The organism is Bradyrhizobium sp. WBAH42 (genome assembly GCF_024585265.1).
GTDB lineage: Bacteria > Pseudomonadota > Alphaproteobacteria > Rhizobiales > Xanthobacteraceae > Bradyrhizobium.
This window is the reverse complement of the sequence record NZ_CP036533.1, coordinates 4,299,055-4,313,944: the sequence shown is the minus strand read 5'-3', so window position 1 is coordinate 4,313,944 and position 14,890 is coordinate 4,299,055. Positions and strand designations below refer to the sequence as shown.

General features: G+C 59.2%; 10 protein-coding genes. 5 read left to right on the top strand and 5 right to left on the bottom strand.

Annotation, left to right across the window (positions count from 1 at the left end; all coding sequences use genetic code 11):
* Positions 1–87: 87 nt before the first annotated feature.
* On the bottom strand, positions 88–4,680 hold the full coding sequence (locus DCG74_RS19925; RefSeq protein ID WP_257187343.1) for a LuxR C-terminal-related transcriptional regulator: 4,593 nt from the start codon (positions 4,678–4,680) through the stop codon (positions 88–90).
* Positions 4,681–5,314: 634 nt separating this feature from the next.
* On the opposite strand from DCG74_RS19925, the gene DCG74_RS19920 reads away from it, so the two are divergent.
* The gene (locus DCG74_RS19920; protein ID WP_172789655.1) at positions 5,315–6,106 is read left to right on the top strand and encodes a Crp/Fnr family transcriptional regulator; all 792 of its coding nucleotides are present in this window, start codon (positions 5,315–5,317) and stop codon (positions 6,104–6,106) included.
* A 1,721-nt stretch (positions 6,107–7,827) separates the two neighbouring features.
* Here the strand turns inward: DCG74_RS19920 and DCG74_RS19905 are convergent.
* On the bottom strand, positions 7,828–8,517 hold the full coding sequence (locus tag DCG74_RS19905) for a response regulator transcription factor (RefSeq protein ID WP_172789652.1): 690 nt from the start codon (positions 8,515–8,517) through the stop codon (positions 7,828–7,830).
* A 923-nt stretch (positions 8,518–9,440) separates the two neighbouring features.
* Here DCG74_RS19905 and DCG74_RS19900 point away from each other — a divergent pair.
* A complete protein-coding gene (locus tag DCG74_RS19900; protein ID WP_172789651.1) occupies positions 9,441–9,785 on the top strand; it encodes an H-NS family nucleoid-associated regulatory protein in 345 nt (114 codons plus the stop codon).
* Positions 9,786–9,840: 55 nt separating this feature from the next.
* Here DCG74_RS19900 and DCG74_RS19895 read toward each other — a convergent pair whose 3' ends face one another.
* The gene (locus DCG74_RS19895; RefSeq protein WP_172789650.1) at positions 9,841–10,062 is read right to left on the bottom strand and encodes a hypothetical protein; all 222 of its coding nucleotides are present in this window, start codon (positions 10,060–10,062) and stop codon (positions 9,841–9,843) included.
* A 362-nt stretch (positions 10,063–10,424) separates the two neighbouring features.
* Here DCG74_RS19895 and DCG74_RS19890 point away from each other — a divergent pair, with 362 nt between their 5' ends.
* Entirely contained in the window at positions 10,425–11,507 is a 1,083-nt protein-coding gene (locus DCG74_RS19890) for a hypothetical protein (protein ID WP_246709121.1), read from the top strand.
* Here DCG74_RS19890 and DCG74_RS19885 read toward each other — a convergent pair.
* Entirely contained in the window at positions 11,504–11,902 is a 399-nt protein-coding gene (locus tag DCG74_RS19885) for a VOC family protein (RefSeq protein ID WP_172789649.1), read from the bottom strand. The genes DCG74_RS19890 and DCG74_RS19885 overlap by 4 nt on opposite strands.
* Before the next feature lie 75 nt (positions 11,903–11,977).
* Positions 11,978–12,601 (bottom strand): GNAT family N-acetyltransferase, encoded by a 624-nt coding sequence (locus DCG74_RS19880; RefSeq protein WP_172789648.1) that lies wholly within the window; start codon positions 12,599–12,601, stop codon positions 11,978–11,980.
* A gap of 133 nt (positions 12,602–12,734) precedes the next feature.
* Between DCG74_RS19880 and DCG74_RS19875 the strand changes: the two genes are divergently transcribed.
* Complete coding sequence (locus tag DCG74_RS19875) at positions 12,735–14,609, top strand: HAD family hydrolase (protein ID WP_172789647.1); 1,875 nt, start codon at positions 12,735–12,737, stop codon at positions 14,607–14,609.
* Entirely contained in the window at positions 14,596–14,838 is a 243-nt protein-coding gene (locus DCG74_RS19870; RefSeq protein WP_172789646.1) for an acyl carrier protein, read from the top strand. Before DCG74_RS19875 ends, DCG74_RS19870 begins: the two co-directional genes overlap by 14 nt.
* Positions 14,839–14,890 lie beyond the last annotated feature (52 nt).

Below are 14,890 nucleotides of genomic sequence, written 5' to 3'. Positions count from 1 at the left end.
CGCATATCAACAGACCAATATACGGAACAGGCTGTTCAACATCGGCCCTGCGTCCTGCTCGGTTTGAGTCGACGACAATGCAACACTTCAAATCAGCAGGTCATGATGCGCAGGTACAGTGGCGTGATGCGGACCGTTATTGCCGTGGTTGGCCGCATGTTCGTCCAGTGCATTGGGGAGGATTTTGACGAGGATATCGGGGGTGGCCACCTGACCGGGCTGGACGGGTGGATCGAGCGGAATGTGGACCTCGCTAGGTTCAGCTCTGACGATGAGAGTGAAAGGAGTTGCGTCGCTATCGAATCGGAACACCCGTTCTTGATCGGCGCCGCCGGTCTCGAACGCAGCGTTAGCCGGCTGTGCGGCCGCTAATGCGATCGCAGCAGGTTGCGTAGCGTGCTGCGGGTTTCCGTTCCCTGCGCCATCGCCTCTTGTGGCGCTCGATTCGGCAATCTCGGTTGCTGCTGATGCGTTTGGAGAGGTCGAGGGTAAATTGTATCCCGAATTGCTGTGCTGCAGGTCAGCTGTGGCCGCTGTTGCCGACATGCTTGCGTTCGATGCACGATGATTGTCGCCATCGCCGACACCCTTCTCGGATGTGAAGAGAGTTTCAGGTAACTCGGCGGTTGCCGCCGCCTTTGCAGGCTCCGGCTCCGCGACATTTTGCGTGCCAACTCGGTCCGCGCTACCGGCCGCTGCAGCATTTTCGTCATCTTTCGGCCCGTGGGCAGAGGCCGAGTGCTCCCATTCGTTGCTGTGCTCCACGCCGCCGGGCTCTGCCATTTTCGCGGACCCAGGCGTATCCGCCGGAGTCCAGGAATGATGCTCATTGTCATTGCCAACGTCCTTGCCCGGTATGGCCATGGCTTCGGCCGTCTCCGTGGCTGCCTTTGCCTCCCCTCGCTCCGACGCGTGCGAGTTGCTGTGGTCCAGGCCGCCTGGTTCGGCCGTTTTCGCTAGCCCTGACGAATCGTCCGAAACTAGTGAATCATGCGCGTCGTCATTGCCGGCGCGATTGCCCGGCATGGACTTCACTTCGGCCGTCTCCGTAGCCGCAGTTGCCGACCTTCGCTCCGATGCGTGCGGGTTGCTGTGGTCCAGGCCGCCTGGTTCGGCCGTTTTCGCTGGCCCTGACGAATCGTCCGAAGCCACTGAATCATGCAAGTTGTCATTGTCGGCGCGATTGCCCGGCATGGACTTCACTTCGGCCGTCTCCGTGGCCGCCGTTGCCGACCTTCGGTCCGATGCGTGCGGGTTGCTGTGGTCCAGGCCGCCCGGTTCGGCCGTTTTCGCTGGCCCTGACGAACCGTCCGAAGCCAGTGAATCATGCGCGTTGTCATTGCCGGCGCGATTGCCCGGCATGGACTTCACTTTGGCCGTCTCCGTGGCTGCCTTTGCCTCCCCTCGCTCCGGCGCGTGCGAGTTGCTGTGGTCCAGGCCGCCTGGTTCGGCCGTTTTCGCTGGCCCTGACGAATCGTCCGAAGCCGGTGAATCATGCGCGTTGTCATTGCCGGCGCGATTGCCCGGCATGGACTTCACTTCGGCCGTCTCCGTGGCTGCCTTTGCAGACTCTCGCTCCGATGCGTGCGGGTTGCTGTGGTCCAGGCCGCCTGGTTCGGCCGTTTTCGCTGGCCCTGACGAATCGTCCGAAGCCACTGAATCATGCGCGTTGTCATTGCCGGCGCGATTGCCCGGCATGGACTTCACTTTGGCCGTCTCCGTGGCTGCCTTTGCAGACTCTCGCTCCGATGCGTGCGGGTTGCTGTGGTCCAGGCCGCCTGGTCTGTGGTCCAGGCCGCCTGGTTCGGCCGTTTTCGCTGGCCCTGACGAATCGTCCGAAGCCACTGAATCATGCGCGTTGTCATTGCCGGCGCGATTGCCCGGCATGGACTTCACTTTGGCCGTCTCCGTGACTGCCTTTGCCTCCCCTCGCTCCGGCGCGTGCGAGTTGCTGTGGCCCAGGCCGCCTGGTTCGGCCGTTTTCGCTGGCCCTGACGAATCGTCCGAAGCCGGTGAATCATGCGCGTTGTCATTGCCGGCGCGATTGCCCGGCATGGACTTCACTTTGGCCGTCTCCGGGGCTGCCTTTGCAGACTCTCGCTCCGATGCGTGCGGGTTGCTGTGGTCCAGGCCGCCTGGTTCGGCCGTTTTCGCTGGCCCTGACGAATCGTCCGAAGCCACTGAATCATGCGCGTTGTCATTGCCGGCGCGATTACCCGGCATGGACTTCAGTTCAGCCACATCTCTGGCGCCCGCCCTTTCAGACATTTGCTCGGGAGCGTGCCGCGCCCCTTCGCGGTCGTCCCTGTGCGCTGTCGCGGGGCTCGATTCACCAAACTCGGCTGCTTCTGGTGCGTTTGTAGAGGTTGAATGCACCGAATTGCCATGTTCCACGCGGTCTGTTTCTGCCGTCTTCGCTGACCTTCCCGAAGGGTCCGACGCCGGGGATTGATTCGCGTTCTCATCACCGACATCACTCCCAGGTATGAAGCCAGCTTCTATCTGCTCCGCCCCCGTTTCCTTTGCAGGCCATGGCTCCAGAACATGCTGTGAGTTACTGCCGCCCGCGCTACCGGCTATGCTAGGACCGGTATCTGCATCGATCCGCTGGCTCATAAATGTAAGACTTTCAACTGCCGTGACTGCCGCAGCATGAGCAAGCACGATCGGTGATGTTCGAGCCGACCCGTCGGCCCGATCGACTCTCTCTTCCGTTGTGCGGGCCGGCGCGAATTCGGTCCTCCAGTCGACATCAGCCAGAATGTCCCAGACTCCAGCGGTCCCGAATGCGCTCTCCCTCGTACCGATAACTGTATGGACACTGTCCGTACTCAGAACAGTTTCGGTTGCAGTCACCGATGTCAGCGCTTCTTCGAGCTGCTCCAAGGTGAGAGCGGCGGCCGCGGCCGTCGGCTGGCCGACGAAATCCGATTCTGCGATGGATACACCCCCCTGCAGATGGATTTCCAACAGGTCGCGATCTCCGATCTTCAGAACATGATCGGTCGCATTCACATAGACGATCGTTTCATTGCTTGCGGAGTCGAAGATCCAAGCGATGGTGTGTGGCGGTATGGACTTGCTTGCTGCTGTCATATGAAGCCTGGCAAGGGCTCCGAAGGCCGCAAGATTGATCCTGCTCGGCCCAGACGCGAAGTTGAAGACAGAGCCGGAAGAGGTAGAATCGGAATCGGTCGGGTCGCGATGAACGACGTTTTCAGCGACGTTGCCGCCCATCAGCTTATCGCCACTATATCCGCCACTCCCGGCATCGTGACCGAAGTGCACGAGGCCAGCAAGTTTTTGGAGGGTCTCCCCTTCTCCGGCGGCGCTTTCGTTTTCAGCGGCCACAAACGCGGAAGACAGGCGAGAATCGTGCGCACGGAAACCCTGGACTGAATCGTCTACATGATTATCGTCGGCATTGCTGATCGCAGCCAGTTTGGTGGCCGCCTTGTATCCGGTAACGTCCACGAAGCTGTCGAGCGGCGCTTTGGCCGGGTCATGCGACAGCAATGCCAAATGGGGATCGCTGAGTGCGTAGATCAACGCACCGGTGAGAGTGGCGAAAGTACCATACCCTCCGTGAACCAACGTCGGATTGGATGTAAGCCGCGAGAATAGATGTTCCGCGGTGGACTCACCGCCAATCTGCGCGTCGTTCATTCCTCGCAGGGAAGGTGTGGCCGAACCGGGCGTGCTTGATCCAACAGAACTGTAGTCCTTCCACGATTTCACGCCTGCGGATTGCTCGGCGGTGCGAAGCGCTTCTATTGCCGATGCCGCGGTCGAGATTTGGCTCGCCCCGACCAGGACACCTCTCTGAGTGAGCGACGGCTTTTCGTCAGAGTCCGCGACGATGACGTGACGGAGAATAGCTCGCTTCCAGAGCTCATATTCGGCATGCTCCGCTGCGGAGCCGGTACTGTCGTCGTGCGGAAGCAGGTCGTTCGCCTCCGACGCCTTAAGTTCGTCCGCAATGGCGACCGCCAGGAGAGCCAGCGAGAGCATGCCGAACCCAGACGGGCGTTGTAGCAATGCGAGGGTGGCGAGCACCGTCCTGTTGGTTATTTCAAGCTTCTGAAATATGTTGTGCAGGTGTACTTTAACGGTTCCATCGGAAACGTTTAGCTGGTGCGCGATCTCCTTGTTCGACATTCCTTCTGACACAAGTCGTACAATTTGACGTTCGCGCGGCGTCAATAGCTCCAGCAGGTTCTCGTTTTTGCCGCTGTCAGTTTCCTCTGCGGTTGGTGAGAGGTCGGACTGCTCCAAAAAGCTACGCTTCGTCATCAGTCGCAGTGATCGCAGCATAGCGTCCGGTGCGACATACTTCGCGATTGCATGACACGCGCCAGCAGCGATGGCCGAGGTTAGATCGTGGTCCGTGTCGGAATCTGTAAAGAACACCAGGCGCGTGGGCAGGCGCTCAGCTTTCGCAATGGCGAGGATCTCGGATGCCGTCAGATCTGGCAGGGTGTCGGCAAGAAGTGCAACGTCGGGTGTCAAATTCCGGATCGCTTGGATACAACTTGTCCCGTCGCTGCACGACGCGACAACGTCGAAGTCCGGCTGTGCCCCGAGAACCGACTTAAGCCCCTGCAGAACGATCGGCTGTCGGTCTACGATCACAAGCCGGATGCGCTTGAATATCCGCTCTTTCGCAGACGTGTCTAACATGGACCCTGCCTCGACCCGGCCGTCTATGTCCTTCGGCATATAGCCGAGACCGAGTGAGGGCATTAAAATACAACTAATCGAATAAAGAAAGAGATTTAATTAGTTTAACCATATCTAAAATCGTTAGTTTCGAGCGGGAAATGTGCACATTTGCCGAATGTGTTCATTTTGCCGAACAGTATAGCGACGCCACGCCGTTGGTTGGCTTCGAATGGGCACCTCGAACGCGTCACGGCCGTCATTCCAACACTGTTGGTCCCGGGGCCAGAACACCACCTTAGAAATTGTTCGACCTGAGACGAGACTTTCAGAGCGCGCTCGCGATCCGCACCTGGCGCGCTTCACAACTCGCGGCCTATCAGCTGTTCGGAGAATGATCGTTGGCTGGGACGCTGTTCAGCCGCCGCGCAGGCTGCCGTCGGCGAGTCGACAGCATTGATTGCGCGTCCGCGACAGGTCTGCATTGACGCAAGCTGGAGTCGCGGGCGCAGGCCGTCCGTGCGATTGGCATCCGCCTTCAACCTGGGAACCATATCTGTGGTTGCCAGTTAACTGCTGTTGAGCTGCACGCAGGCGAGCAGTTCGACGAGCCGGCATGAGTTCTCGCGCCGGGCATCCGTCGGGGGTCGATCCCATGATGGACCACGCGACCAGGGTTGGTAATCGGTTGTTAGCAGCGTTGCCGCCAGCGGATTTTGCTTTGCTTGCGCCTCATCTGCGGAAGATCGTGATCGAGCGCGATTCGGTGCTCGTCCGATCAGGCGATCGGATCGAGCATCTTCTCTTCCCCCTGAGCGGCGCGATAGCCACTATCATGGAGCTGCCGAACGGGCAGACGGTCGCCACGACGATAGTCGGCCATGAAGGGGCTGTGGGTCTGACCACAGCGCTTGGCGCATCCCACTCGCCCGTGACGGCCGTTGTTCGCATCTCGGGGGCCGCGCTGCAAATATCGCCCGCGCAATTCCTCACGGCGCAACATTGCAGCGCCCCCGTCGGAGCCATGGTGCAGGTCTTCACGAGATCGTTGCTGACGCAACTCCAGCACGTGGCGGCCTGCAACGCATTACATTCCGTCGAATCCCGCCTGGCGCGCTGGCTGCTTCACATTCACGATCGGGCAAATGGCAGCGATCTCCTCCCGCTGACCCAGGAAACGTTGTCGGAATTGCTGGGCGTCCGCCGCACCACCGTCACACATGTCGTGAGCACAATGCGGGCATCAAGAGCACTAAGATCCAATCGACGCGGCCAACTCGAAATCGATCGGCCGCGGCTCGAAGCCATGGCATGCGAATGCTACAAGGTCATGAGCCGCAGAATCGATCGAATAGTCTCGCAGAGCACGGTCGGGCTCGTTCATAGGCCTTCAGCGCGGAGCGCCTCCCGCTCGCCTGGCAGCCGAATAGCCGGGACAGGCTCTTAGAACCGGTGAACCGGTTCGTTTTCGCGAACCACACCGCATGTACCCTCGCCAATCGGCAAAACCGCGTGAGGCTCGGCCGCTGCAAACGCCCAATCCTGCGTAGAAGCGAGTTCAAGATTTTTGCAGCTTTGCGGCCGGGCTCCCCGGCCGAAGCGAACGATGGACGAGAAGTCCGTCACCCATTCGCCTCGGGATGCTCGTCACAACAGCCCGACTTCTCGCGACTAAGCAGCACAGGCATGAGCTTTGCCTATGCGAAGCTGGAACGCCCATTCGCGGTCCGAGCTCGGTTATAGGCGCCGCCCGCCCTACGCAGCTCGCGCTGAAGATTTTCCTCTCGACCTACCCGCTCTCTGAGCCTCTCAAGTTCCGCGAGCTGTGCGACCAGCGCCTCGAGACGCTCGCGCAGCATAGCGGCAGGCCCCTCCGCTCGAACGCGGCTATTCATGACACGCCTCCTGATCGACGTCTTGAGGAGCAGTCCCCCACTGACGAGTCGGGAAAACTATGCAATTGCGGCACAATCGCACTAACAGCACTAAACATTTGGCATGCTGCATCCGCCAACGCGTTGCTGCGGCGCAACAAGGGATCACTCGGCCGGGCATTTAGGCAGGGAGAAAGGGTCCAGCCCTGCCAACCATGCGGTGGCCCGCAGGCTCACGCATGGGCTGAGAAGACTGCTATCGGCCGGACTCGGTCGCACTCGAAATCCTCGTGTTAGCTCCCGGGCAATCGGCCTTGCGCTTTTCCTCGTTTTCTTCGTCTGCGCAATCGAGCCCTCCAGTTGCGTTTGGAATTCCAGAGCCGCCGGTTGCGAAGGGCCCTTTCGCACTGCCTCCGCCACCGCCAGACCCACCGCTACCGCTGGATCCGCCACCGCCGGCTGCTCCTCCGGCGCGAGATGATCCAGCAGAGGCTCCCCCGCCCCCAGATGACCCGCCGCTGGAGCTCCCCGGCCCTGATACGGACGACCGGTCGTTGTCAAAGAACGACGACTGCCTCGCGTCCTTCTGCGTCACTCCATGCAGCCCCCCCGACCTTGCAATGGCTCTTGAGGTCAGGGAAGTGGACAGAAGCAGGGTCATCACTGGGGGTGTCACGGCCGCAAACCTTCCGCAGGTTTTCAAAAACGCCCGCCGGTCGTCATCTTCGTTACCGTCCCGGGTCACAACACGCTCTCCTTGGTTTAAAATTCTATTTACGGTATTATATATTAAATACACTTTCAACCGATAATTTTCTTTATGCCGCTGACGTTATTTAACGTGCGCCATCACTGATCGTCGGCAATTTCCGTGCTCGTTCTTGCACTTCCTGGCTCACTCCTGCCTGTCAGGTGCCGTTTCGGAGTTGCGCTCGCCATTTAATGCGATTAATTTGTGTTTAACGGAAGTCGAGCGCAGGGCTCGATTGCAACGGATCATGACGATGCCACTGCAATTCCATCGGTCCGTCCGGGACATGGAGATCTGGAGCGCGACCAGCGACGGCTTCTCGTTCGTGATCAGCTTCGGAAGCCCGAGAGGCCCCGGCTTTCATGGACGCGCCGGCTATTTGGCGAGTTGGCGTCCGCTCCACAAAAACCAGGCCGCAATCAAGATTGGCGGCTCGCCCTTTCGAACGTTAGCCGAGGCCGAAGAGGCCTGCAGCGACATGGCTGGGCATCTGGCGCCACGATCACCCCCCGCGCACACTCCGGAAGAAGCCAGACACCCTCATCATTTCACGCTCGCCGGATCCTGACGCAACAGATCAGGGAGATCCATCTCACGTGACGCGGCATGCAGCTCGTTTCGCGAAATCGCCAATGCCGCGAGAACCGTGCGATTGCTGATGTCCAGCTTTTGGAAGATATGATGAAGGTGGACCTTGATCGTACCGTCGGCAAGGTTCAACCGACGTCCAATCTCCTTATTCGATAGACCCTCCGACACGAGCCGCATGATTTGCCGCTCCCGGTCCGTCAGTTGTGTCAGGAGCTTCTCATCGGGGCGGGCCTCATCTTTGGCTGGCCAGGCGCTCGGCGAGACCGCTGCTTGGCCCTGGGCGGCCTTCCGCAGGGTTGAGACCAGCATTTCGGCATCCGAATCCTTCGAGAGGACGATACAGCCGCCCTCCAAGGCCAGCCTTTGCAACTCACAATCGGCCGCGACACCGGCGAAGAAGACTACCGCGGGTCCTGGGCCTGAATCGTTCGCACGAGCGAGGATCAGCTGCCGGCCGACATCGGGCAGTGCAGAGTCGACAAGTGCGACGTCCGGCACAAGGAATCGGATTGCCTCATTGCAGCTTGCACCATCGCTGCAGGACGCAACGATCGTGAAATCACGCTGCGTCGCAAGAACGCTCCTGATCCCTTGCAAAACGATCGGATGTCGATCCGCGATGACAATTCTGGTGCGGTGCATGCTTCCCCTGCCTATCGCTAACAACCCCCCGTGCGGCCGTTTAATCCAGCAATTTCTTCGAAATGCGAAGATGACCAGTCCGCTCGGCCAAAGCGTCACACCGCCTCAAATCCTGGACAGCCTAACATTCGACGACTGCGCCACGGTAACTTGACCGGCAATTGCGCGCAGCACCGTAAGAATGCGGTGCTCAAAATTCAAGGCTGCAAGCTCCTCGACGAAAGCGACGCACTTTCGACAACGCCTGATAGATTAAATCAGAAAATTCCCCCAGAGAATGTCGTCGAGGCACCGATCAGCTAAGGTGTCATGATGGTCAACATTCAATTAACTTCGTTGGCACCGTTATTACCAACGATATATTGGGCTATTCACGATTCAAATCTAACATTCGACGAAATTTCGACGAACGCGAGACCGTTCAAAAGCCGCGCTTCTGAAAGGAGGAAAAGTAATACTATTCATCAAGGCGAAGCCGGGCAATGAAGCAGGAAAATGGCTGCGTTGCGCAGCCAAGTGTGTAGCAACGATGAAAACCGGTCACCCAAATTGGAGCTGCATATTCGTCGGCAACTTCAACGAGCGGTCATGGAGGGCATCGTTGGCAATGAGTAAGGTGGTCACATGTATTCTTCAGCAGTTTTGCGTCAAACTCATCAGGCTCTCATCGTTCAATTCACTGAATTGCAGAACTTACGTAGCCGCGTGTTGAAGGCCGAGCAGCGATTGCTTGCGCCAAGGCGACGAGTCCGGGGGCGGAGGGCAAAGCGACCGCTGGTTCGGAGGCAGGGGCCCAGCCGGTAACTACGACCACCACGTTGCACGCTGGCGCAGCGCCACGGGTGGATCGTGCTTGCCGGACCCCGGTTTGACCTGATAATCCCCCCTCCTGTTTCGGTTCGGAGGTAGTGGGGACGGCTTCCATGGAGAACGATGACTGGGCATCCATGACCACAGCTGAGCTGTGGCGACTCTACGATGAGGTCACTGCTGTTCTTAGTCGCAGGATGACCGCGGAAAAAGCCAAGCTCGAAGAGCGGCTTCGCAAGATTGAGGGGACGGCCGCTTCGGCCCAGAACGGGGAACGTCCTCGGCGCCCCTACCCTCCAGTGTTGCCGAAATACCAGAACCCCAAGAATCCGTCCGAAACTTGGTCCGGTCGCGGTAAGCAACCCCGATGGCTGAAAGCCCAGCTTCGAGCCGGCAAGAAGCTGAATGACCTTCTGATTGACCGCCCGTCCGGGCAAAGGCGCCGCCGGGCCGGCTGAACCTCCAATCCGTCACCGGGACGGCGGTGGCGGGACCGGGGCCGCAGGCGCCACTTTAGCGAGTAACGTCCTCTTTCCCGTTAGGACTGCCGTCGCTACCAAGGTTACCCTTGCCATTGTTGCCCTGCACAAGTTTTCCGCCAGAACTAGCGATGGCGGTCGAGGTCAGAGAGGTCGAAAGCAGCAGCGTCATCACGGGAGGAGTGACGGCGGCAAATTTTCCGCAGCTTCTCAAGAACTCACGGCGGTCTTCACTGTTGGAGTCGAGCGGGTTCATCGGCGCTATCCCTGCGATGGTCGAGGATAGAAAATAAGCTGATTTGGATGCGTCGCAAGTTAAATATGTTAATCCCCGTTTAAATTGTTTGCCCGCAAACGACATCTTGAGAGCTATCGCGTGCCGACGCTCCCGTCGCGCGCAGAGCGTTGAGGTGAGCTCCTGCGCAAAGCGAGATTCGGAAGCAGCTTATACCAAACGCCTTATATGCACAGGGCGCTCTTAGAGCTATTATAATTTTAAATACATTAAATGATACGGCACCTCTTTAGCCGCCGCTTCGGCACAAAACGAGGCTAGAGCAGTCCCGGCACATGCGCCCAAACGACCACTTCCCAACTGGCGAGAACGAGGGGCAGTTCATGATCGGAGCCGAGGCCGGTGTAGCATTCGGGCAATTGCGGTCTCGCTTCGACACCACCTTCCGACCAGGCTTCTCATTGCCACGTCTGGGCGCCCTGATGGGCCGCGCCCTCACCGAAACTCTCTTAGACCTTTCGGAACTAACGGTTCTCACCGAGGCTGCGACCGGCGCGTATGCCGTGACGGCCGTTCTTGCGGCGATGGCCGGAGCCAGGCAGGTCTATGCCTTTACGAAAACTACGCGGCACGGCACCTCAGCTGAGGCCAGGGAACAGACCCTCAAGCTCGCAGATTCGGTCGGTGTGGCCAATCGCATCGACATCCTGGAGCAGATCACCCCGGATATCCTCCATCAAACGGACATCATAACCAACAGCGGCCATCTTCGGCCTCTTACCGCCGCGCTTATTGATGAGCTGCCAAGGGAGGCCGTCATCGCCTTGATGTTCGAGGCCTGGGAATTTCGCTCCGAGGACCTCGACATGGACGCATGCTTGCGGCGCGGAATTCCAATCGTCGGCGTGAACGAACGTCACCCGTCAGTCGATGTCTTCTCGTTTCTCGGTCCGCTGTGCGTGAAGCAACTGCACGATAGCGGTTTATCCGTTTACAAGAATCGCATTGCTCTGCTGTGCGACAACGACTTCATTGGCTCGCTTCGCTCCGGTCTGGCGAGCTCCGGAGCGAGCGTGGACGTCTTCGAGGACGTCCAGACCCTCTATCGCGACCAATGGGACGCAATCATCGTCGCGCTGAGACCGACGGCTGAGCCTCGCATCGGTTCGCCGGAAGCAGCTCACCTCGCTGCGTGCGCGCCCGCTGGCGCCATTGTCGTGCAGTTTTGGGGCGACATGGATCGAACCGTATTGTCAGCAAACGGGTTGGGCGTTTGGCCAACAACGCCTCCGGGATTGGGGCACATGGGCATTCTACTGTCGGAGCTTGGCCCCGAGCCGGTCGTGAGACTGCAGGCCGGCGGCCTGCGCGCTGCTGAATGGGTTCGGCGCAGCGGATCTGTCTCGTCTGACGGATTCGCGCAAATCGTTACCCCAGCATCCGGATCAATCGCTAATTCGCGCTAGGTCCTCGCCTCGATGAGCTCAACGAGCGTGAGCGTCGCGGAGGCAAGAAACACTATGCGGCGCATGTCGAACGCGACCGCCGGCGCGGGTGACGATACAGGAAGATACTGCTGCGCCCTGAAGCTGGCGATCGCGTCGTCGAAGCGAGCCGCTTCGTAAGCAAGATGATAGAATTTGCTGCCGCGCTTCAAGATACCCGCCACCGGCGATTGTGCGCCGGCCGGCTCAATGAGCTCCAGGCGCGGACCGCCGCCTGATACAAACTGAATCCGAACCTGCTGGATCGGGTCCTCGAACATGGGGCCTTCAGCACTGTAACCAACGACTGCGAGCTCGGGCAGCTCCGCCGCGATCTTTCGACACGCCATTCCCACGTGATGAAAGCGCAAGTCCATGCGCTGCTCCTCCCTTCCCTGCCGGCCAAAGGAGACGGGCGGCGTCGAACGGAATCTGGCCGGTTGCTCCGACAGTTAACTTTCTCGTGCATCGAGGAGCAGCGCCGACCAGACCTGTTTTAGCGGTGGATAGTCTGCGCGCGACATCCGAAACGTAATCACGTCGTCGCCGTTCCACCAAGCTTTCGGCGCAACCTTTTCAATCTGGAAGCCGAGGCGGATATGAAAGTTCTTCGCGGCCTTATTCCTGCTTTGAACGTTGGCCACGACGGCCGTAAGCTCCAGCTGCTCGAACGCGAATTCGAGTAAAAGGTCGAATATCTCTGCCAAAAAGAGGCGCGCGCCAGGATCGACGATCAACCGCGCAACTTCGCCCTGTCCCGCCGCGAAATCCAGGTTCGCAAGCGCGATGCTGCCAGCCGGCTTCTTCGAGCGCTTGAATTCGGCAATGAAATAGTAATCGTCCACTCTCGCCTGATATTTCCGGAAAAACTCTTCCTGCTGAGCCAAGGTCAGCTTCTCGCGGGTCAGGAACTTGCCGAGAACCGGATCATTCCGCCAAGCGATGATTTGCGCGGAGTCCTCCAGCCGGACCTCTCGGAGAAGCAGGTTATTTCCTCCGGGAAGCTGCTTGAGATTCTCAGCCTTGGTGGAAAGCGTGCTTGGGCTCACCGGCTTCGGTCTGATATTCGCCACCATCTATTTATTACACCCTAATAATGTGTAATTTAAATACATTTAATTGACCAGAACCTTATCATCATTTAATGTGAAGGACAATCAAATGATGCCGCTGTTCTGACGGAGGCTCGCCATTCTCGCTGCAGTACCCGTGCCGGACCGGCCCATCAATGATGCCGAACTCAAGTCCCGGGCGTTGTCGGGCGATGCCACGTTCTGGGGGCATCTTGTCGCGCGCTCGCGGCAAGCGACGAGCTTCTCCGAGCTGCTCTTTCTGTCGACGCTTCGAAAAAAGGCGAAGCTTTATGCACCCGAAAGCGTCCAGCCAAGACTCCGCCTCGCCCTGATAGGCGGCTACAACCTTTATCCGTTGCACGAACTGGTTGAACATCTCCTGGCCATTCGTGGGATCGAGTGCGAACGTTTCCTCGGCGAGTACGATAATTTCGTCTCGGAGATCCTTGACGGCTCGAGCTCACTGTACGCCTTCAGGCCGGATCTCGCCTTCATACTGCCGAACGCGAGCCACTCCCGGTTTTCCGGCTCGCTCCTCGATGCCGTCGAACATCAGCGCGAAGCCGCAGTCCGCGCCGCCGAGCACCTCCTCAACCTCGCGCAGACTTTCACCGCGCGCTCCGGTGCGGCGGCGATCCTCGCCAACCTTGCGCTGCCCGGCGACCTCGATCTCGGCTCGTTTCGTTCACGCACGCTTGGCACCGACTGGAGTTTCCGAAAGGCGGTCAATCTCGAGCTCGGGCTTCGGGCCCCAGCTGAAGTGCAGATCTGCGACGTCGAGTTCCTCTCGGCGCGCCGGGGGATCTCAGCCGCGGCGGATGCGCGAGCGTGGTATGAATCGAAGCAGCTCGGCTCACCTGACTTTCTCGTCGACATTGCGCAAGAGCTAAGCCATCTGATCGCCTCCCGGAAGCAGGGCCCCAAGAAGGTCCTGGCAATCGACCTCGATCACACGCTATGGGGCGGCGTGATCGCGGAAGACGGTATCGAGGGAATCGAGCTTGGCGACTCGTCCCCCCGCGGTGAAGCTTTCAAGGCTTTCCAGAGATACCTGCTTGGACTTTCCCAACGCGGCGTCCTGCTTGCGGTATGCAGCAAGAACGACCATGCACGCGCAATCCAGGTATTCGAGAAGCATCCTGAGATGGTTCTCCGGCTGGAGCACTTCGCGGCCTTCAAAGCCAATTGGGACCCGAAGTCCGACAACTTGCAGAGGATCGCGGAGGAACTCCGCCTTGGCCTGGACAGCTTCGTGTTTGCCGACGACAACCCGGCGGAAATCGAGATCGTGCGCCAGTTTCAGCCCTTGGTTACAGGTGTACTCCTCGGGCCGGACCCCGCCGAATTCATCGTTCGCATCCAGGCCGGACGTCATTTCGAGCCACGGACCGTCACCGAGGAGGATCTCGAACGGACGGCGCAGTACAGGCAAGAACGGCGACGTACGGAGCTCGCAGCGAGCGTAACCGACATGCCTGCCTACCTCGCCTCGCTTGAGATGCGAGGCACGATCAAAGAGTTCGACTCGCTCGACGTTCCCCGCATCGCCCAGCTGATCGCGCGCAGCAACCAGTTCAACCTGACGACGATCCGTCGGTCCGAGACTGAGATCCAGGCACTCCTAGGAAGGCTGGACTACCGGTGCTTCACGATGCGGCTCGAGGATAGGTTCGGTGATTCCGGGCTCATCTCCGTAGTCATTGCAAAGATCGAGGGCGGCGTCTTCGTTCTCGATACCTGGCTCATGAGCTGCCGCGTGCTGAAGCGCCAGGTCGAGGACGAGATCATGAATGAGATTTTTCGGCTCGCAGAGGTGGCTGGTTGCACGACAGTACGCGGCATTTATCTTCCGACAACCAAGAACGGTATCGTCGCGGAAATTTACGAGGAGTTTGGTTTCGCGCGTACGGAAGACTCCGCAGCCCGAAAAGTGTTCGAGCTGGAGGTGAGAAAGTATCAGTTGCGTTCGACAAAGATAGATGTGGCCCGGAGAGCTTATGATGCAGGCTGAAGTATTAGCGAAGTTGCAGGAGGTATTCGACGGCATCTTCCTCGAGAAGGTCGCGGCCACGCCCGAGCTCTCGGCGGCGGATGTCGATGAGTGGGACTCGCTCATGCAGATCTCGCTCGTGATCGCCGTCGAGCAGAAGTTTCGCGTCCGCTTTCGCATTGGCGAGGTCGAGGCGGCGCGGAACCTGGGTGAGCTCGCCGACCTGATCGCGAAGCGGATGGAACCATAAAAGGTGGACCTCGAGGGTAAAACGCGGGAATACGTGGCGCACCGCCGCTTTT

Bases quoted from the DNA above. Each gene is read 5' to 3' on its own strand.
- DCG74_RS19925 (WP_257187343.1), bottom strand. From the start codon at position 4,680: ATGTTAGACACGTCTGCGAAAGAGCGGATATTCAAGCGCATCCGGCTT.
- DCG74_RS19920 (WP_172789655.1), top strand. From the start codon at position 5,315: ATGATGGACCACGCGACCAGGGTTGGTAATCGGTTGTTAGCAGCGTTG.
- DCG74_RS19905 (WP_172789652.1), bottom strand. From the start codon at position 8,517: ATGCACCGCACCAGAATTGTCATCGCGGATCGACATCCGATCGTTTTG.
- DCG74_RS19900 (WP_172789651.1), top strand. From the start codon at position 9,441: ATGGAGAACGATGACTGGGCATCCATGACCACAGCTGAGCTGTGGCGA.
- DCG74_RS19895 (WP_172789650.1), bottom strand. From the start codon at position 10,062: ATGAACCCGCTCGACTCCAACAGTGAAGACCGCCGTGAGTTCTTGAGA.
- DCG74_RS19890 (WP_246709121.1), top strand. From the start codon at position 10,425: ATGATCGGAGCCGAGGCCGGTGTAGCATTCGGGCAATTGCGGTCTCGC.
- DCG74_RS19885 (WP_172789649.1), bottom strand. From the start codon at position 11,902: ATGGACTTGCGCTTTCATCACGTGGGAATGGCGTGTCGAAAGATCGCG.
- DCG74_RS19880 (WP_172789648.1), bottom strand. From the start codon at position 12,601: ATGGTGGCGAATATCAGACCGAAGCCGGTGAGCCCAAGCACGCTTTCC.
- DCG74_RS19870 (WP_172789646.1), top strand. From the start codon at position 14,596: ATGATGCAGGCTGAAGTATTAGCGAAGTTGCAGGAGGTATTCGACGGC.